This is a genomic window from Streptomyces abyssomicinicus, assembly GCF_008974245.1.
GTDB classification, from domain to species: domain Bacteria; phylum Actinomycetota; class Actinomycetes; order Streptomycetales; family Streptomycetaceae; genus Streptomyces; species Streptomyces abyssomicinicus.
This window is the reverse complement of record NZ_BBZI01000006.1, coordinates 94,371-115,733: the sequence shown is the minus strand read 5'-3', so window position 1 is coordinate 115,733 and position 21,363 is coordinate 94,371. Positions and strand designations below refer to the sequence as shown.

4 protein-coding genes are annotated in these 21,363 nt (G+C 73.9%); 3 read left to right on the top strand and 1 reads right to left on the bottom strand.

What is annotated here, in order from left to right; all coding sequences use genetic code 11:
* Positions 1 to 272 precede the first annotated feature (272 nt).
* A complete protein-coding gene (locus GBN72_RS08275) occupies positions 273 to 1,490 on the bottom strand; it encodes a 3-deoxy-7-phosphoheptulonate synthase (protein ID WP_151771069.1) in 1,218 nt (405 codons plus the stop codon).
* Positions 1,491 to 1,707: 217 nt separating this feature from the next.
* Between GBN72_RS08275 and GBN72_RS34030 the strand changes: the two genes are divergently transcribed.
* From GBN72_RS34030 to GBN72_RS08265, 3 genes are all read left to right on the top strand, one after another.
* A complete protein-coding gene (locus GBN72_RS34030; protein ID WP_164540499.1) occupies positions 1,708 to 1,881 on the top strand; it encodes a hypothetical protein in 174 nt (57 codons plus the stop codon).
* Complete coding sequence (locus GBN72_RS35850; protein ID WP_151771068.1) at positions 1,848 to 12,935, top strand: type I polyketide synthase; 11,088 nt, start codon at positions 1,848 to 1,850, stop codon at positions 12,933 to 12,935. Before GBN72_RS34030 ends, GBN72_RS35850 begins: the two co-directional genes overlap by 34 nt.
* 22 nt (positions 12,936 to 12,957) lie before the next feature.
* On the top strand, positions 12,958 to 21,363 hold an 8,406-nt coding region (locus GBN72_RS08265), incomplete at its 3' end, for a type I polyketide synthase (RefSeq protein ID WP_439959741.1).

Genomic DNA, 21,363 nt, shown 5'->3' with positions numbered 1-21,363 from the left:
GGCAGCAGCCAGCGCATTGCGTCGACACAGAGACCCGGGAATGCTCCCGAGTTCGCGCAGGAATCGCGGCCTCCGGAGCGTTTTCCGGCGCTCTGCGTTTTCCCGGCGAGGAAAATACCGAACGGCAAACGATCGGGACTCGAGTCCGCCTCGAGCGGGCCCGTTCTTCTCGGTTTTCCCCTCGACAGGAATCTCTCCCGGAAGCTATTCCAGGACGTCGACGGCGCTCAACCCCTGAATTCCGGGGTGGGGACACCCCTATCAGGCAGCGGTCATCGCCACGCTCCGGGGTCGGTGGGCCGGCTGCCGGCGAGGTCGGCGACGCGACGGGCGAGTTCGACGGACTGCGCACGGTTCAGGCGGGGGTCGCAGGAGGACTCGTAGCGGCGCGGGAGGTCCTCGTGCCCGACCGCCCCGGCGCCCACGCACTCCGTCACGTCCTGCCCGGTCATCTCCAGGTGGACCCCGCCCGGGTGGGTGCCGAGCGCGTGGTGGACCTCGAAGAAGCCCCGGATCTCGTCGAGGACGTCGTCGAAGGCCCGGGTCTTGTGACCGGTGGGGGCGGTGTAGGTGTTGCCGTGCATGGGGTCGCTGACCCAGCCGACGCGGGTCCCGGAGGCGGCGACCTTCTCCACCAGGAGGGGCAGCCGTTCGCGGACCGCCCGGGCGCCCATGCGGACGACGAACGTGAGCCGCCCCGGCTCCTGGTGGGGGTCGAGGCGTTCGATCAGGGCCAGCAGCTCGTCCGGCTCGGCGGTGGGGCCGATCTTGACGGCGACCGGGTTGGCGACGCCGGCGAGGAAGGCGATGTGCGCCCCGTCGGGGTCGCGGGTGCGCTCACCGGCCCACAGCAGGTGGCCGGTTCCCGCGTAGGCACGGCCGGTGCGGGGGTCGACGCGGGTCAGCGGCGTCTCGTGGTCGAGGAGCAGGGCCTCGTGGGAGACGAACATCTCCTCCGGGACCTGCCGGGCCGGGGATCCGGCGCGGTGGCCGACGAGCGCGCGAACCATGTTCATGGTCGCCGCGGCGGCCTGGTGGGCACGGAGCATCCGGTAGGGGTCGGCCGTGCGTGCCTCGGGGGTGAACTCCGGTCCGTTGACGGAGTCGCCCCGGTAGGAGGGCAGCGTCACGCCGTCCCGCGTCTCGTGGGCGCTGGAACGGGGCTTGGCGTACTGGCCGGCCAGCCGCCCCACCACGACCACGGGCAGCAGGAAGGACTCGGACAGCAGCGAGGCCATCCGGCTCAGGGTGTCGATCCTCCTCTCGACGTCGTCCAGGGAGGTGTGCAGCCGTTCGGCGCAGTCACCTCCTTGCAGGAGCAGGGCTCGGCCCTCGGCGACCGCCGCGAGCCGGCGCCGGAGCAGATCGCACTCGTGGGGCATGACGATCGGCAGGCTCGCCTCGAGGGTCCGCCGGACCTCGTCGAGCCGCTCGGGATCGGGCCAGTCTGGTTGCTGCTGGGGAACGGTTGGCTGCAGAAGTCTTGGCATCAGGCGCCCTCGTCACGTGGAAGGGAAGTTCACGCACCGGACCAGCAGGCACGACGAATCGTCCTGCTCCGTGGAAGACAATCGGTAAACAGTTGATACAAAGCCGCTAGAAAATCGCCGGAACGGGAGTGGAATTCCTGATCAGAGCGTCGGGAAGAAGACCGGCGCCGCCCGGTTAGGGGTTGTGGACGGCAATTCCACTGCATAGCTTCCTTTCTTGAGGGCGATCATGGGTGCTTTCGATGACGCCGCCTGCCGGCCGCCGTTTCCGTCGTCCATGGGCATCGATCCGGACACGGAACTGATCGCCATGAACGGACGAGAGAGCGACGGCTTCCACGAGGGCGGGGCGTTTCCATGGCAAGTGAAGAAAAGCTGCTCGATCACCTGAAGTGGATGACGGCCGAGCTGCGTCAGGCGAAGCAGCGCCTGCGCGAGGCGGACTCCGCCGCGCGGGAGCCGGTCGCGATCGTCGGCATGGCCTGCCGCTTCCCGGGCGGGGTCGCCTCCCCCGAGGACCTGTGGCGGCTGGTGGCCGACGGCACGGACGCCGTCGGCGCGTTCCCCGGTGACCGCGGCTGGGAGTCGGCGGTGCGGGTCGGCCAGGACGGTCCCGGCTCGTCCCACAGCGACCAGGGCGGATTCCTGCACGACGCCGCCGAGTTCGACGCCTCGTTCTTCGGCATCTCGCCGCGTGAGGCGCTGGCGATGGACCCGCAGCAGCGGCTGGTGCTGGAGACGTCCTGGGAACTGTTCGAACGCTCGGGCATCGCCCCCGGGTCGCTGCGCGGCAGCCGCACCGGCGTGTTCGTCGGCACGAACGGCCAGGACTACCCGATGCTGCTGCCGAACAGCGCCGAGAACGTCGAGGGCCACGTGGTGGTGGGCGGCTCGGCGAGCGTGCTGTCCGGCCGCGTCTCCTACACCCTCGGTCTGGAGGGACCGGCGGTGACCGTGGACACCGCCTGCTCGTCCTCCCTGGTGGCCCTTCACCTCGCCACCCGGGCCCTGCGCAACGGGGAGTGCACCCTGGCCGCGGCCGGTGGCGTCGCCCTGATGTCCACGCCGGGCACCTTCCAGGAGTTCAGCCGGCAGGGCGCGATGTCCTCCGACGGCCGGTGCAAGGCGTTCGCCGACGCGGCGGACGGCACCGGCTGGGGCGAGGGCGTCGGCATGCTCCTGCTCGAGCGGCTCTCCGACGCCCGTCGCAACGGCCACCGGATCCTCGCGGTGATCCGCGGTTCCGCGGTCAACCAGGACGGTGCGAGCAGCGGACTCACCGTGCCCAACGGGCCCGCGCAGCAGCACGTCATCCGCGCCGCCCTCACGGACGCCGGTCTGACCACGGCCGACGTGGACGTGGTCGAGGCGCACGGCACCGGCACCAAGCTCGGCGACCCCATCGAGGCGCAGGCCCTGCTCGCCACCTACGGCCAGGACCGCCCCGGGAACCAGCCGCTGTGGCTGGGCTCGCTGAAGTCCAACATCGGTCACACCCAGGCCGCCGCGGGCGTCGCCGGCGTCATCAAGATGGTCATGGCCATGCGCCACGGCGTCATGCCGCGCACCCTCCACGTGAACACGCCCTCCTCGCACGTCGACTGGGCTTCGGGCGCCGTCGAACTTCTCACCGCTCCCCGCGCCTGGGAACGCCCGGGCCGGCTGCGGCGGGCCGGCGTCTCCGCGTTCGGCATGAGCGGAACCAACGCCCACGCCGTCATCGAGGAGGCGCCCGAGGCCGACCCCTCCGAGGAGACGCCCGGCGAGGCCACCGGCCCCGCCGGCTCCCACGGTCGTCCGGCCGGCCCGGTGCCGTGGCTCCTCTCCGCACGGACCGAAGCCGCGCTCGCCGACCAGGCCGGCCGGCTCCTCCAGCACGTGCGCACCGCGGAACCGGGTGCCGCCGCGGCGGACGTCGGCCTGTCGCTGCTGCGGACCCGTACCGCCTTCGACCACCGCGCCGTGGTGGTCGGCGACGACGTGACGTCCATGGCGGACCGTCTCCTCGCCCTGGCGGAGGGCGACCTCCCCGCCGGTGCCGCGCGTGGGGCCGTCGGCGATCACGGCCGTCCGGTGTTCGTGTTCCCGGGTCAGGGGGCGCAGTGGGTGGGGATGGCGGTCGAGCTGCTGGAGTCCTCGCCGGTGTTCGCGGCGCGGATGGCGGAGTGTGCGGCGGCTCTGGCTCCGCACATCGACTGGTCGCTGCTGGATGTGGTGCGCAGTGGTGAGGGCCTCGAGCGGGTGGACGTGGTCCAGCCGGTGCTGTGGGCCGTCATGGTGTCCCTGGCGGAGCTGTGGCGTTCGTACGGTGTTCAGCCGGCCGCGGTGATCGGTCACTCGCAGGGTGAGATCGCCGCCGCCGCGGTGGCGGGCATCCTGTCGCTGGAGGACGCGGCGAAGGTCGTCGCCCTGCGGTCCCGGGCGATCACCGCGCTGGCCGGTCTCGGCGGCATGGTCTCGATCGCGCAGCCCGCCGCCTGGGTCCGCGACACGATCACCGCGTGGGACGGCCGGATATCCGTCGCCGCCGTCAACGGCCCCTCCTCCACCGTGGTCTCCGGTGACGTCGACGCCCTGGACGAGCTGATCACCGCATGCGAGGAAGCCGGGGTCCGCGCCCGCAAGGTCGACGTGGACTACGCCTCCCACTCCGCGCACGTCGAAGCCATCCGCGACGAACTCGCCACCCTCCTGACCGGCATCACGCCGCAGCAGGGCAACACCCCGCTCTACTCCTCGCTGACCGGCCGTCTCCTGGACATCGCCGAGACGGCGATGGACGGCGGCTACTGGTACGACAACCTCCGCAACACCGTCGAGTTCGAGGACGCCACCCGCGCCGCCCTCACCGACGGACACACCGTCTTCATCGAGGTCAGCCCCCACCCCGTCCTCGGCATCGGCCTCCAGGGCACCGTCGGGAACGCCGACACCGACGCCGCCGTCCTCGGCACCCTCCGCCGCGACGAAGGCGGCCTCGACCGCTTCCTTACCTCCCTCGCCGAGCTGTGGGTCCTCGGCCTGGACGTGGAGTGGGACGTCGTCTTCACCGGCACCGGCGCAGACCTCACCGACCTGCCGACCTACCCCTTCCAGCGGCAGCGCTTCTGGCCGCGTCCGGCCGCCTTCACCGGCGACGTGGCCTCCGTGGGCCTCGAGAGCGCCGAGCACCCGCTGCTCGGGGCGGTGCTCGAGCTGCCCGAGCCGGGCGGGGTGGTGCTGACCGGACGCCTGTCCGTCCGCACGCATCCCTGGCTGGCCGATCACGCCGTGGAAGGGCGGGTGCTGGTACCGGGCACCGCCCTGGTCGAACTGGCGGTGCGCGCCGGTGACGAGGCCGGCACGGGAACGCTGTCGGAACTCGTCCTCGAGCAGCCTCTGCTGCTGCCGGAGAACGGTGCCGTCGCGCTCCGGGTCGTGGTGGGTGCGGAAGGCGAGGACGACGCGGGCCCCGATGCCCGGCCCGTCGCCGTGTACGGACGTGCCGAGGACTCCGAGACGTGGACGCGACACGCGTCCGGCGTGGTGACCGACGCCGCCGGGGAGCGGCCGCACACCCCGGATTGGGCCGCGGTCTGGCCTCCGGAGGGAGCCGAGCCGGTCGACGTGACCGGTTTCTACGCGGGCGCCGAGACCACCGGGTACGGCTACGGCCCGGTGTTCCAGGGCCTGCGCGCGGTCTGGCGGACCGGCGGCGAGGTGTTCGCCGAGGTCGGCCTCGAGGGCGATGCCGCGGAGCAGGCGGGCCGGTTCGGTCTGCACCCTGCGCTGCTGGACTCGGCCCTGCACGCCGTGGGCGCGGGCGACCTCCTCCCGGGCAGCGACGGCCTGCGGCTGCCCTTCGCCTGGGAGGGCGTCGAGCTGTTCGCGGCCGGCGCGGCGACCCTGCGGGTTCGGCTCACCTCACCGGACGGCCGTGCTGTGCGCGTCGAGGCGGCCGACGTCACGGGTGGGCCCGTGGCGACGGTCGGGTCGCTGGTCTTCCGCCAGGTCGACGCCGACCGGCTGACGTCGGCGGAACACGGGGCCGCCGCCGACTCCCTGTACCGCGTCGACTGGACGCCGCTCACGGGATCGCCCACGACGGCTCCCGACGAGGAGCTCGAGGTCCTGCACGTCCTCGACGGACCGGCGCCGGCCGGTGACGGCACCCCCGAGGGTGCTCGCGAGCTGGTGGTGCGGGTGCTGGGGTCGTTGCAGGAGTGGCTGGCGGCGGAGCGGGAGAGTGACGCGCGTCTGCTGGTCGTGACGCGGGGTGCGGTGGCGGTCGGGTCGTTCGGCGGTGATCCGGCGTTGGGCGCGGTGTGGGGTCTGCTGCGGTCGGCGCAGTCGGAGAACCCGGGCCGGATTCTGCTGGTCGACACCGACGGTTCGGTGGACGATGTGCTGCCGGTGGCGTCGTGGGGCGAGCCGCAGGTCGCGGTGCGTGGAGGCGGCTGGTTCGTGCCGCGTCTGGCGCGTGCGGCGGGCGGGGAGCTCACGGTGCCGTCGGGCGGCGACCGATGGTCGCTGCGGAGCACGGGCAAGGGGACGCTGGAGAACCTGGCGCTGCTCCCCGAGGAGTCGGCCGGTGCTCTGGCGGAGGGTCAGGTGCGGCTGGCGGTGCGGGCCGCGGGGGTCAACTTCCGTGACGTGCTGAACGCGCTGGGCATGTATCCGGGGCCGGAGGTGCCGCTGGGTGCCGAGGCCGCGGGTGTGGTCCTGGAGACCGGGCCGGGGGTGACCGGGGTGCGGCCCGGTGACCGGGTCATGGGTCTGGTCTCCGGATCCTTCGGTAACGAAGCAGTCGCCGACCACCGCGCCCTCACCCCCATCCCCGGGGACTGGACCTACGCCCAGGCGGCGACCGTCCCTTCCGTCTATCTGACGGCGTATTACGCACTGGTCGACCTCGCCCGTGTCCAGGAGAACGACACGGTCCTGGTCCATGCGGCGACGGGTGGTGTGGGGACGGCCGCGGTGCAGCTGGCCCGCCACCTGGGCGCGACCGTCTACGCGACGGCGAGTGAGGCGAAGCAGCGGGTCCTGCGCGAGCGGGGCATTCCGGCGGAGCGGATCGCCTCCTCGCGCAGCACCGACTTCGCGGACGCCTTCCGGGCCGCTTCGGGCGGCCGGGGGGTGGACGTGGTGCTGAACTCGCTGGCCGGGGAGTTCGTCGACGCCTCCCTCGGACTGCTCGCGGAGGGCGGGCGGTTCCTGGAGATGGGCAAGACCGACGTCCGCGATCCCGCCGACGTCGCCGCCCGTCACCCGGGTGTCTTCTACGCGCCGTTCGAGCTGATGGACGCCGGTCTGGACCGCATCCAGCAGATGCTGCGGGAGGTGACCGCCCTGTTCACGCAAGGCGCGCTCACCCTGCCGCCGCTGCGGGCGTGGGACGTGCGGCAGGCGCCGCAGGCCCTGCGGCACGTCAGCCAGGCCCGCCACATCGGCAAGGTCGTCCTGACCATGCCCCGCACACCGGATGCGGACGGCACCTACCTCGTCACCGGCGCGACCGGAACCCTCGGCGGGCTCCTGGCCCGCCACCTCGTCACCACGCGTGGCGTGCGCAGCCTGCTGCTCCTCAGCCGCAGCGGCCCCGCCGCCCCCGGCGCGGACGCACTCGTCGCGGAGCTGGAGGCCGCCGGCGCCCGGGTCGACCTCGTCGCCTGCGACGCCGCCGACCCCGACGCCCTCGCCGCGGCCATGGCCCGCATCCCCGCCGAACACCCGCTGACCGGCGTCGTCCACACCGCGGGCGTCCTCGACGACGGCGTCATCGCCGAACTCGACGCCGACCGCGTCGACCGGGTCCTGCGCCCGAAGACCGACGCCGCCTGGAACCTCCACCAACTCACCCTCCACCACCACGACCTCACCGAATTCGTCCTCTATTCCGGAGGCGCGGGCATCTTCGGCGGCCCCGGACAGGGCAGCTACGCGGCGGCCAACGTCTATCTGGACGAGCTGGCCCGTCACCGGCAGGCCCTGGGGCTGCCGGGCCAGGCGATCGCCTGGGGCATGTGGGAGGAACGCAGCACCATGACCGCCCACCTCGGCGACACCGAGATGGCCCGCATGGCGCGGACAGGTCAGCTCACTCTGCCCACCTCACTCGCCCTGACACTGCTCGACGCGGCGGGCGGCTCCTCCCGGTCCCACCTGGTCGCGGCCCGCCTCGACCTGGCCGCCGTGCGCCGCTACGCGGCCGACGACCCGGCCGGTGTGCCGCCGTTGTTCCGTGGCCTCGTCAGGTCCACCGCGCGGCGCACCGCCGTCGGCGGCGCAGTTGAGGGCACCTCGCTGGCGGGTCGGCTGGCGGCGCTGCCGGCGGACGCGGCCGAGCGGACCCTGCTCGACCTGGTCCGCACCCACGTCGCCGCCGTCCTCGGCCACGCCACCCCGGAAACCGTCGACACCACCCGCGCCTTCCGCGAACTCGGCTTCGACTCCCTCACCGCCGTCGAGATCCGCAACCGCCTCAACACCGCCACCGGCCTGCGGCTGCCCTCCACCCTCGTCTTCGACTACCCGACGCCGCAGGACCTCGTCGACCATCTCCGCGAGGAACTCCTCGGCCAGACCGCCACGGTCACCGCGGCCACGGCCGCCACCACGGACACCGGCGGCGACGATCCGATCGTCATCGTCGGCATGGCCTGCCGCTTCCCCGGCGACGTCACCACCCCCGACGACCTCTGGAACCTGGTCGCCCAGGGCCAGGACGCGATCGGTCCCGTCCCCGACGACCGCAACTGGAACCTGGAGGTCTTCCGGCACACGACGGGAGACTCCCAGGGGACCTCCTACGTGGCCGAGGGCGGGTTCCTGCGGGGCGCCGGTGAGTTCGATCCCGGCTTCTTCGGGATCAGCCCCCGCGAGGCGCTGGCGATGGACCCGCAGCAGCGACTGCTGCTCGAGGCGGCATGGGAGACCTTCGAGAACGCCGGCATCGACCCGGCGCGGGTGCGCCGGACCCGTACCGGCGTGTACGTGGGGGCGGCGGCCTCCGGATACGGCGGGGCGACACGTGTCCGCCCCAACGGCTTTGAGGGCCATCTGCTGACCGGCACCGCGGGCAGCGTCGTCTCCGGCCGCGTCTCCTACGCCCTCGGTCTGGAGGGCCCGGCCGTCACCGTCGACACCGCCTGCTCCTCCTCGCTCGTGGCCATCCACATGGCCACCCAGGCGCTGCGCAACGACGAGTGCACGATGGCACTGGCGGGCGGCGTCATGATCATGGGCACGCCGACCTCGTTCGTGGAGTTCAGCAGACAGCAGGCGCTGGGGGCCGACGGTCGCTGCAAGGCCTTCTCGGAGGCCGCCGACGGATTCGCGCTGGCGGAGGGCGTCGGCGTGCTCCTGCTCGAGCGGCTGTCGCAGGCCCGGCGCAACGGGCATGAGGTTCTGGCCGTCGTGCGTGGCTCGGCCGTGAACCAGGACGGTGCGAGCAACGGGCTCACCGCGCCGAACGGGCCGTCGCAGCAGCGTGTCATCCGTCAGGCGCTGGCCAACGCGGGTCTGACCACGGCCGACGTGGACGTGGTCGAGGCGCACGGCACCGGCACGACGCTCGGCGACCCGATCGAGGCCCAGGCACTCCTGGCGACCTACGGGCAGGACCGGCCCGAGGAGCGGCCGCTGCTGCTGGGTTCCATCAAGTCCAACATCGGTCACACCCAGGCGGCCGCGGGCGTCGCCGGCGTCATGAAGATGGTCCTCGCCATGCGGCACGGCACCGTCCCGCAGACCCTCCACATCGACCGGCCCAGCAGCCACGTCGACTGGACCACCGGCGCCGTCGAACTCCTCACCGAGACCCGCGACTGGCCCGACACCCCCGACCACCCCCGCCGCGCAGGCGTCTCGTCGTTCGGCATGAGCGGGACGAACGCGCATCTCGTGCTCGAGGAGGCTCCCGCCGACGAGCGGGGGGACGTGGCGCAGCCTGTGGACCCGTCGCACCACCCGGTGCCCTGGGTGCTCTCCGCCAAGACGGAACGGGCCCTGGCCGTCCAGGCGGAGCGGCTGCTGGCTCATGTCCGGGAGAACCCGGACGTCCCGGTCGCGGACGTCGGCTACTCGCTGGCACTGACCCGTTCCCGCTTCGAGTACCGCGCCGCGATCGTCGCGAGCGACCTCCAGGACTTCGAAACCGCCCTGACCGCCCTCGCCGAGGACCGCCCGAGCACCACCACCCTCACCGCCGAAGCCCACACCAACCCCCGCACCGTCTTCGTCTTCCCCGGCCAAGGCGCCCAATGGGCGGGCATGGCCGTCGAACTCCTCGACACCTCCCCGGTCTTCGCAGCACGCATGGCGGAATGCGCCGCCGCACTCGCCCCCCACACCGACTGGTCCCTGCTCGACGTCGTCCGCAGCGGCGAAGGCCTGGAACGGGTCGACGTGGTCCAGCCGGTCCTGTGGGCCGTCATGGTCTCCCTCGCCGAACTCTGGCGCTCCCACGGCGTCCAGCCGGCCGCCGTCATCGGCCACTCCCAGGGCGAGATCGCCGCCGCCGCGGTCGCCGGCATCCTCACGCTGCAGGACGCCGCCAAGGTCGTCGCCCTCCGATCCCGCGCCATCACCGCCCTCGCCGGACTCGGCGGCATGGTGTCCGTCGCCCAGGCAGCGGACACCGTCCGCGACACCATCGCCGCGTGGGACGGCCGGATCTCCGTCGCCGCCGTCAACGGCCCCACCTCCACCGTGGTCTCCGGCGACGTCGACGCCCTCGACGAGCTGATCGCCGCGTGCGAATCGGCAGAGGTTCGCGCCCGCAAGGTGGGCGTGGACTACGCGTCCCACTCCGCGCACGTCGAAGCCATCCGCGACGAACTCGCCGGCCTGCTGGACGGGATCACGCCCCAGCCCGGCGGCATCCCCCTCTACTCCTCCCTCACCGGCCGTCTCCTGGACATCACCGAGACGGCGATGGACGGCGGCTACTGGTACGACAACCTCCGCAACACCGTCGAGTTCGAGAACGCCACCCGCGCCGCCCTCACCGACGGACACACCGTCTACATCGAGGTCAGCCCCCACCCCGTCCTGTCACTGGGACTCCAGGGCACCGTCGAGGACACCGGCACCGACGCCGCCGTCCTCGGCACCCTCCGCCGCGACGAAGGCGGCCCCGACCGCTTCCTCACCTCCCTCACCGAGGCGCACTGCCACGGCCTCACCGTCGACTGGAACACCGTCTTCGCCGCCACCGGCGCCCACCGCACCCACCTCCCCACCTACGCCTTCCAGCACCAGCACTACTGGCTGGAGGAGGAGCCCGAGGTTGCCGCCCCCGTGCGGTCGGATCTCCCGCCGGTGGAGGCGGAGTTCTGGAAGGCCGTCGAGGCGGAGGATCCGGAGGCGCTGGCCCGGCAGTTGGAGGGCGTCGGGGCGGACGTCCTCGGGGCTGTACTGCCCGCCCTCGCCGCGTGGCGGCGCGAGGCGACGACCCGCGCGCAGGTGGATTCGTGGCGCTACCGGATCTCCTGGAAGCCGCTGCGCGCGGGCGCACGCGCCGGAAGCCTCGACGGCGTCTGGCTCGTGGTCGCGCCGGAGAGCGGCGGCGACGCAACCGTGGCCGCGGCCGCCGCGCGGGCGCTCGAGGGCCGCGGCGCGCGGGTGGTGTCCCTGGCGCTCGGTGAGCACCAGCGGGACCGGGAGGGCATCGCCAAGGCGCTGCGGGCCGCGCTGGAGGAGACGGACGGGACGCCGCTCGGCGGTGTGCTGTCGCTCCTGGCCGTGGCGGACGGGGCGGCCGCCCGGGACGCGGAGAACGCCCTGGGTGTCGGGCTTCCCGCCGTGACCGCGGGCACGCTCGCGCTCGTCCAGGCACTCGACGACAGCGGGACGCGAGCGCCGCTGTGGTGCGTCACGAGCGGCGCCGTCCACATTGGGCGGGCCGGGCAGGTGGAGCCGGCCGGCAGTCCGGTGCAGGCGCAGTTGTGGGGGATGGGGCAGGCCATCGCCCTGGAGGCGCCGGGGAGCTGGGGCGGTCTGATCGACCTGCCCGACACCACGGGGGCCGAAGGGAGCGACGCGTCGGTGATGGAGCGGATGTGCGCCGTGCTCGCCGGGGACCTCGGCAACGAGGACCAGGTGGCGGTGCGCGGCTCCGAGGTCTTCGCCCGCCGGGTCGAGCGTGCTGTGCTCACCGGCGCGGGTCACCGGTTCGAGCCGCGGGACACCGCTCTGGTCACCGGGGGCACCGGCTCCGTCGGTGGGCGGCTCGCCCGCTGGCTGGCCGGACGGGGCGCCCGTCACATCGTGCTGACGAGCCGTCGGGGCCCGGACGCTCCGGGAGCGGCGGAACTGGTGGCCGAGCTGGCCCGCTCCGGTGCGACGGCGACGGTGGTCGCCTGTGACGTGGCGGACGGCGAGCAGGTCAGGGACCTGGTCGAGCGACTGGCGGGCGAGGGCCGGCCGGTGCGCAGTGTCTTCCACACGGCGGGTGTCGACGACACAGCGGCCTTCCAGGACACCGACGCCGACGCCTACGCGGCGGTGCTGGCGGGCAAGGTGACCGGCGCGCTCCACCTGGACGAGGCGCTCGGGGATTCCGTGGACGCCTTCGTGCTCTTCTCCTCGATCTCCGGTGTGTGGGGCAACGCCCGGCACTCCGCGTACGCCGCGGCGAACGCCTCCCTGGACGCGCTGGCCCACCGCAGGAGGTCCCTGGGCCGGGCGGCGACGTCCGTGGCCTGGGGCTGGTGGGAAGGCGGCGGGCTGGCGGGTGAGGCCGGTGTCGGCGACGCCCTGAGCGGACTGGGCCTGTCGGCGATGTCCGCCGGTCCGGCCCTGGCGGCCATGGCGCAGGCGGTCGAGCACGAGGAGACCGCGGTCGTCGTCGCCGACGTCGACTGGGCACGGTTCGCGCCCGTGTTCACCGCGATGCGTCCCAGCCCGCTGATCGGCGACCTGCCGGAGGTGCGCGGCCTGCTGTCCGCCGAGGACGCACGGGATGCGCAGGACTCGGCGGACGCCGAGGGCTCGGCACCCGACGCGGCCGGCCGTCTCCGCGCCGAACTGGTCGAACTGTCGGTGCCGGAGCGGGAGTTCACCCTCCTCGAACTCGTCCGCGACCACGCGGCGGCGGTGCTGGGGCTGGACGGGTCCGGCGAGGTGCGGCCCGACCGGGCGTTCCGCAAGCTCGGCTTCGACTCGCTCACCGCGGTGGACCTGCGGAACCGGGTCGCCCGGGCCACCGGTCTGAAGCTGCCCGCCGCCCTGGTCTTCGACCACCCGACGCCCGCCGTGCTGGCGCGCTTCCTGCTCGGCAGGCTGGACCTTCCGCCGGTGGCGGACGACGATCCGGCCACGCCGCCCGCGGCCGCCCCCGCCCCGGTCTCCGCCCCTGTTCCGGTCTCCGCCGGGGCGGCGTCCCCGGTGGCGGACGACTCGATCGACGACTTGGACGCCGAAAGCCTGATCCAGCTCGCGCTGGGCGACAACGGCTCGTGATGACGTGCGAAATGTGGAGTGAATGATGGCTGCTTCGGCGGACAAGGTTCTTGAGGCTCTGCGGGCGTCGGTCAAGGAGACCGAGCGGCTGCGCCGGGAGAATGCCCGGATCACCGAGGCGGCGCGCGAGCCCGTCGCGATCGTCGGCATGAGCTGCCGCTACCCCGGCGGGATCGCGGGCCCCGAGGACCTGTGGCGGCTCGTGGACGAGGGCCGTGACGCGGTGGGCCCGTTCCCCACGGACCGGGGGTGGGACGTCGACGGCCTGTACGCGTCGAGTCCGGCCGGCTCGGGGGCGTACGAGGGCGGGTTCGTGCACGACGCCACCGAGTTCGACGCCGGGTTCTTCGGGATCTCGCCGCGCGAGGCGCTCGCCATGGACCCGCAGCAGCGGCTGCTCCTGGAGGCCGCGTGGGAGGCGGTGGAGCGGGCCGGGATCGCGCCCACCGCGCTGCGCGGCACCCGTACCGGCGTCTTCGCCGGCGCGGCGGTCTCCGGTTACGAGTCGAAGCTGCAGAACGCCTCCGAGGACGTCGAGGGCTACTTCCTCACGGGTACGGCAGGCAGCGTCGTGTCCGGCCGCATCGCCTACACGCTGGGGCTGGAGGGCCCCGCGGTCACCGTCGACACCGCCTGCTCGTCGTCGCTGGTCGCCCTCCACATGGCCGTGCAGGCCCTGCGGTCGGGCGAGTGCGACCTGGCGCTGGCCGGCGGTGTCGCGGTGATGGCGGTGCCGGAGGCGTACGCCGAGTTCAGCAAGCAGGGCGGCCTCGCCGTCGACGGCCGCTGCAAGTCGTTCGCGGCGGCGGCGGACGGAACGGGCTGGGCCGAGGGCGTCGGCGTGCTGCTGGTCGAGCGGCTGTCGGACGCGGTGCGCAACGGGCACGAGGTCCTGGCGGTCGTCCGGGGCACCGCCGTCAACCAGGACGGCGCCAGCAACGGCCTGACCGCCCCCAACGGCACCGCCCAGCAGCGGGTCATCCACGCCGCGCTCGCCAACGCGGGGCTGACCACGGCCGACGTCGACGCGGTCGAGGCGCACGGCACCGGCACGGTGCTGGGCGACCCGATCGAGGCGCAGGCCGTCGTGGAGACGTACGGCCAGGACCGCGCCGACGGCCGGCCGCTGTGGCTGGGTTCGCTGAAGTCGAACATCGGTCACGCCCAGGCGGCGTCCGGTGTGGCCGGCGTGATCAAGATGGTCATGGCGGTGCGCCACGGCGTACTGCCCAGGACCCTGCACGTGGACGAGCCGACCCCGCACGTCGACTGGTCGGCGGGCGCGGTGGAGCTGCTGGCGGAGGCCCGCGGGTGGCCGGAGACCGGGGCCCCGCGCCGTGCCGCCGTGTCGTCGTTCGGGGTGAGCGGCACCAACGCGCACGTCATCGTGGAGCAGGCTCCCGGAACCGCCGCCGGGCAGGACGCCGGTGCCGGGCAGGACGCCCGTGCCGGGCAGGACGCCGGTGCCGTGGCGGAGGCGGAGCAGGCGGCGGCTTCCGGCGCGTCCGCCCCCGCCGCCCTTCCGGTCCACCCCTGGCTGGTGTCCGGCGCCTCCGCGCAGGGGCTCGCCGCTCAGGCGCAGCGTCTTCTGGACCGGCTCGCCGAGGACGCTGCCGCGCCCGCGGGCGCCGCCCCGGCCACCGCCACCGCCCTGGACGCCGGTTTCTCCCTCGCCACCGGGCGGGCCGCGCTGGACCACCGGGCCGTGGTGCTCGGCGAGGACCGCGCCGCGCTGCTGGACGGGCTGCGCGCGCTGGCCCGGGGCGAGGAGACCGCGGGAACGGTGCGGGGGCTGGCCGTGCCGGGCCGGCTCGGTGTGATGTTCTCCGGCCAGGGCTCGCAGCGGGCCGGGATGGGCCGCGAGCTGTACGAGGCGTTCCCGGTGTACGCCGAGGCGTTCGACGCGGTGTGCGCCGAGCTCGACCGGAACCTCGCCGGGCACGTGGAACTTCCCCTGCGGGACGTCGTGTTCGCGCAGGAGGGCAGTGCGGACGCCGCGCTGCTGGACCGGACCGTCTACACGCAGGCCGCCCTGTTCGCCGTGGAGACGGCGCTGTACCGCCTCATCGCGTCCTGGGGTGTCACGCCCGACCACCTGATGGGCCACTCCGTCGGTGAGATCACCGCCGCGCACGTGGCGGGCGTCCTCGACCTCGCGGACGCGGCCGCGCTGGTCGCCGCGCGCGGCCGGCTCATGCAGGCCCTCCCGGCAGGCGGGGCCATGGTGTCCGTGGAGGCCACCGAGGAGGAGGTCGCCGCGGTCCTGGCCGGCCGGCCGGAGGTGTCGGTCGCCGCCGTCAACGGTCCGCGTTCGGTGGTGGTCTCGGGTGCCGAGGCGGCGGTGCTGGAGACCGCCGCGGTCTTCGAGGAGCAGGGCCGCAGGATCCGGCGGCTGAGGGTGTCGCACGCCTTCCACTCGCCGCTGATGGAGCCGATGCTCGAGGCGTTCCGCTCGGTCGCCGAGGGCCTGACCTTCCGCTCCCCGCGGTTGTCGGTGGTCTCGAACGTCACCGGCCGGCCGCTGCGCGCTCGGGAGATCCGCGACCCCGGCTACTGGGTCCGCCACGTCCGTGAGGCGGTCCGCTTCGAGCAGGGCGTCCGCACGCTGCTCGACCAGGGCGTCACCTCGTTCCTCGAGCTCGGCCCCGGCGGCGTGCTGACCTCCATGGCCCAGGACTGCGCCGCCGGTGGCGGTGACACGGGCGCGGTGTCCTTCGTGGCCGCCCTGCGCAAGGACCGGCCCGGGACGGCGGCGCTGACCGCGGCCGTCGCCGCGCTGCACGTGAACGGCGTGCCGGTGGACTGGTCCGCCTTCTACGCCGGTACGGGCGCCCGCCGGGTGGCCCTGCCCACGTACGCCTTCCAGCGGCAGCGCTACTGGCCGACGCCGAGCGCCGCGCAGGACGCGGCCGAGGTGCTCGCCACCTTCCGCAACGAGGCGCGCTTCTGGGAGGCGGTGGAGCGCGAGGACCTCACCGCCCTCGCCGACGCGCTGGGTCCGGTGGACGTCGACCCGCTGGCCGCCGCGCTGCCGGCGCTCGCCGCGTGGCGGCGGCGCAACCGCGATCTCGACGTCGTCGACTCGCTGCGCTACCGCATCGACTGGAAGCCGGTCGCGCCGGCCACCGGGCCGGCGGCCCACCCGCTCACCGGCGCCTGGCTCGTCCTCGTGCCCGCCCGCACCGCACACGGGCAGCTCGTGTCCCGTGTCGTCGACGCGCTCGGCGCCCGCGGGGCCACCGTGTCCACGGTCGCCGTGGACACCGCCCTCGACCGCTCCGCACTGGCGGCGCTGCTCACCGGGCACACCGGCACGGACGCCCCCGCCGGGGTGCTGTCCCTGCTCGCCCTGGCCGAGGACGACACGCAGGACCCGTTCGCCGCCGGGAGCCTCCCGGCCGGTGTCGCCGCCACCGTCGTGCTGGCTCAGGCCCTGCACGACACCGCGGCGGCCGCCCCGCTGTGGATCGCCACCCGCGGCGCCGTCTCCGTCGGCCGCTCCGACTCCGCCCTCTCCCCCGCCCAGGCGCCGCTGTGGGGGCTGGGCCGCGTCATCGGCCTGGAGCAGGGCGAGCGCTGGGGCGGTCTGCTGGACCTCCCCGCCGAGCTCGACGAGCGCGCCGCCGACCGGCTCGCCGCCGCGCTCGCCGACGGCTCCGAGGACCAGATCGCCCTGCGCTCCTCCGGCGTGTTCGTCCGCCGTCTCCTGCACGACCCGCGCCCCGGCGTCCCTTCCGGCCCCGGCGCGTTCACCCCGCGCGGCACCGCCCTGATCACCGGCGGCACCGGCGCGCTCGGCGCGCACACGGCACGCTGGCTGGCCCGCAACGGCGCGGAGCGCGTCGTGCTGACCGGCCGGCGCGGCCCCGGCGCCCCCGGCGCCGCGGAACTCGTGGCGGAGCTCGAGGCACTGGGCGCCACCGCCCTCGTGGTGGCCTGCGACGTCTCCGACCGGACGGCCCTGGCCGCGCTCCTCGACTCCCTGCGCACCGACGGCGGTCCCCCGCTGCGTTCGGTGTTCCACACCGCGGGCGTCGCCACCGACACCGCGCTGTCCGACGTCGACCTGGCGTCCTTCGCCGTCGAGATCCGGGCCAAGGCCACCGGCGCGGCCCTCCTCGACGACCTGCTGGGCGACCTCGACGCGGAACTCGACGCGTTCGTGCTGTTCTCGTCCATCTCCAGCGTGTGGGGCAGCCGCGGCCAGGCCGCCTACGCCACCGGCAACACCTACCTCGACGCCCTGGCCGTGCGCCGGCAAGCCCGCGGCGCCGCCGCGACGTCGGTCTCCTGGGGTGCCTGGGGCGGCGGCGGACTCGCCGACGGACGGGAGGGCGAGCGGCTGGCCCGCCGGGGCATCCGCACGATGGACCCCGAGCACGCCGTCGCCGCGCTGCGGCACGCCCTGGACCACGGTGACACGCACGTCGCCGTCGCCGACGTCCACTGGGACCGCTTCCTGCCGGCGTTCACCGCGGTCCGCCCGCGCCCGCTGCTGAGCGACCTCCCGGAGGCGGTCGCCCTCACCTCCGCGACCACCGGGCAGGACGACTCTCCCGAGGCGGACGACGCCCGCACCCGGCTGCGCGACCAGCTCGCCGCGCTGTCCCCCGCCGACCGCGCGGACCACCTGGTGCGACGCGTCCGCGAGGCCGCCGCCGCGGTCCTCGGTCTCGGCGACACCACGGAGATCAGGCCCGACCGCGCCTTCCGCGACCTGGGCTTCGACTCGCTGACCGCCGTCGACCTGCGCAACCGGCTCGCCCGTGAGCTGGGCATCGCTCTGCCCAGCACCCTCGTCTTCGACCACCCCAACCCGGCCGCGCTGGCCCGGTTCGTGGAGTCCGAGCTCCTCCCGGCGGAGGCCGCCACCGCGTCCCGCTCCGAGGCGGGCGTCGTGGGCGCCGCCGACGACGAGCCGATCGCCATCGTCGGCATGGCCTGCCGCTATCCCGGCGGTGTGGCCGGCCCCGACGACCTGTGGCGGCTCGTGGAGTCCGGCGGCGACGGCATCACGCCGTTCCCCACCGACCGCGGATGGGACCTCGACGCCCTCTACGACCCCGACCCCGAGACGCCCGGCACCTCCTACGTCCGCGACGGCGGGTTCCTGCACGACGCCCCAGGCTTCGACGCCGGCTTCTTCGGCATCTCGCCGCGCGAGGCGCTGGCGATGGACCCGCAGCAGCGGCTGATGCTGGAGGCGTCCTGGGAGGTCTTCGAACGGGCCGGCATCGACGCCGCCTCCGTCCGCGGCCACCGCGTCGGCGTCTTCGCCGGCGCGTCCGCCTCCGGCTACGGCGCCGACCTCTCCGGCACCGCCGACGGCACGGGCACCGAGGGCCACCTGCTGACCGGCATGGCCACCAGCGTGCTCTCCGGCCGCGTCGCCTACGTCCTGGGCCTGGAGGGCCCGGCCATCACCGTGGACACGGCGTGCTCGTCGTCCCTGGTCGCCCTGCACCTGGCCGTCCAGGCGCTGCGCAGCGGCGAGTGCACGATGGCGTTGGCGGGCGGTGTCGCTCTGATGGCGACGCCGACCGGTTTCGTCGAGTTCAGCCGTCAGCGCGGCCTGGCCGCGGACGGCCGCTGCAAGTCGTTCTCGGACGAGGCGGACGGCACCGGCTGGTCCGAGGGCGTCGGCGTGCTGCTGGTGGAGCGTCTGTCCGACGCGCGCCGCAACGGGCACCAGGTGCTGGCGGTGGTGCGGGGTTCGGCGGTCAACCAGGACGGCGCGAGCAACGGCCTCACCGCCCCCAACGGGCCGTCGCAGCAGCGCGTCATCCGCGCCGCCCTGGCCGGGGCCGGTCTGACCGGCGCCGACGTCGACGCGGTGGAGGCGCACGGCACGGGGACGACGCTGGGTGACCCGATCGAGGCGCAGGCACTGCTGGCCACGTACGGTCAGGAACGCCCGGAGGACGGCCGGCCGCTGTGGCTCGGCTCGATCAAGTCCAACATCGGGCACGCCGCGGCCGCGTCGGGCGTCGGCGGCGTGATCAAGATGGTCATGGCGATGCGCCACGGGCTCCTGCCCCGGACCCTGCACGTCGGCGAGCCGTCGTCGAAGGTGGACTGGTCGGCGGGTGCGGTGGAGCTGCTGACGGAGGCGCGGGAGTGGCCGGAGGCGGGTGACCGGCCGCGTCGTGCGGGTGTGTCGTCGTTCGGCATCAGCGGGACCAACGCGCACGTCATCCTGGAGTCCGCCGAGGAGGAGCCGGAGCCCGTCCGTGAGGCGGGGTCCGTGCTTCCGGCGGTGCCGTGGGTGTTGTCGGCGAAGTCGCCGGAGGCGCTGGCGGGCCAGGCGGAGCGTCTGCTGCCGCTGGCCGCGGGCGGTGTCTCGCCGGTGGACGTGGGCTGGTCCCTGGTGTCCGCACGCACCCTGTTCGACCACCGTGCGGTGGTCTTCGGCGAGGACCGCGAGGAACTGCTGCGCGCGGTGGCCGAGGGCCGCTCGGCCACGGGTGTCGTGTCCGGTGTGGCCGGGGGCGGGCGTTCTGCGTTCCTGTTCTCCGGCCAGGGCTCGCAGCGGGCCGGGATGGGACGCGAGCTGTACGAAGCCTTCCCGGTGTTCGCGGACGCGTTCGACGCCGTCTGCGCGGAGCTCGACAAGCACCTGGACCGGCCGGTCAAGGACCTGGTCTTCGACGCGGAGTCGGACCTGCTGGACAGGACTGTCTACACGCAGGCTGGTCTGTTCGCCGTTGAGGTGGCCCTGTTCCGGCTGGTGGAGCACTGGGGCGTCACGCCTGACTACCTGCTGGGCCACTCGATCGGTGAGCTGGCTGCCGCGCACGTCGCGGGTGTGTGGTCGCTGGAGGACGCTGCCGCTCTGGTGGCTGCGCGTGGCCGGCTGATGCAGGCGCTGCCCGAGGGCGGGGCGATGGTCGCCGTGCAGGCGACCGAGGACGAGATCCTGCCGCTGCTCACGGACAACGTGTCCATCGCCGCCCTGAACGGTCCCACCTCGGTCGTCATCTCCGGTGACGAGGACGAGGTGCTGGCCATCGCGGGCCGGTTCGAGAAGTCGAAGCGGCTGCGGGTCAGCCACGCCTTCCACTCGCCGCGCATGGAACCGATGCTGGAGGAGTTCCGGCAGGTTGTGCAGGCGGCCAGTTTCGCCGCCCCGCGCATTCCGATCGTCTCCAACCTCACCGGTGAAACGGCGGGTGAGGAGTTGCTGACCGCGGACTACTGGGTGGACCACGTCCGCCAGGCGGTCCGGTTCGCGGACGGCATCCGTCACCTGGACACCCAGGGCGTGAGCACCTACCTCGAACTCGGTCCGGGCGGGGTTCTGTCCGCGATGGCTCAGGCGACGGTGGCCGAGGCCGCGTTCGTCCCGGCCCTGCGCAAGAACCGTTCCGAGACCGACGCCGTCGTCACTGCTCTTGCCGAACTCCACACCCACGGCGCCACCGTCGACTGGACGGCCTACTACGCCGGCACCAACGCCCAGCAGATCGACCTCCCCACCTACGCCTTCCAGCACGAGCGGTACTGGCCTGAGTCCGTCCGGGGCTCGATGGGTGACGTCACCGGCTTCGGCCTCCGCACGGCTGAGCACCCCTTGCTGGGTGCCGAGGTGCTGCTCGCGGACGGCGACGGACTCGTCCTCACCAACCGGCTCTCGCTGGACACACACCCCTGGCTGGCCGATCACGCGATCTTCGGGACAGTGCTGCTGCCGGGGACCGCGTTCGTGGAACTGGCCCTGCACGCCGGTGACCGCCTCGGTTGCGGCGTCCTGGACGACCTCACCCTGCAATCCCCGCTAGTCCTGCCCGAGCGTGGCGGGGTGAGCCTGCAGGTGGTGGTCGGCGCGGCCGAGGACGGCGGACGCCGTCCGGTAACCGTGCACTCCTCGCCCGCGGGTGACGACAGCGACATCTGGACCCTGCACGCCTCCGGCTACGTCGCCCCTGCCGTGGCACAGGCCAGCACTCCGCTGACCGAGTGGCCGCCGCGCCGGGCAAAGCCCGTTTCCGTGGACGGCATGTACGACACCATGACCGAGCTCGGCTACGGCTACGGCCCGGTGTTCCAGGGCCTGCGCGGTGTGTGGCGCCGGAAGCAGGAGGTGTTCGCGGAGGTCGCGCTGCCGCAGGAGGCGTGGGCGGAGGCCGGTCGTTTCGGCATCCACCCCGCCCTGCTGGACGCTGCCCTCCACGCCATCGGCATCAGCGGCCTGCCCACCGGAATCGACGGCCCCGGACTGCCCTTCGCATGGAGCGGCGTCCAGCTGAACGCGGTCGGCTCACCCGTCCTGCGCACCCGCATCACCACCAACCGTGGCGGCGGGATCGCCCTCGACCTGGCCGATGCCACCGGCACGCCCCTCGGCCGTATCGACACCCTCACCCTGCGCCCCGTCACGGCCGAACAACTCGACACCACCCCCACCCACGACTCCCTCTTCCACCTCGCC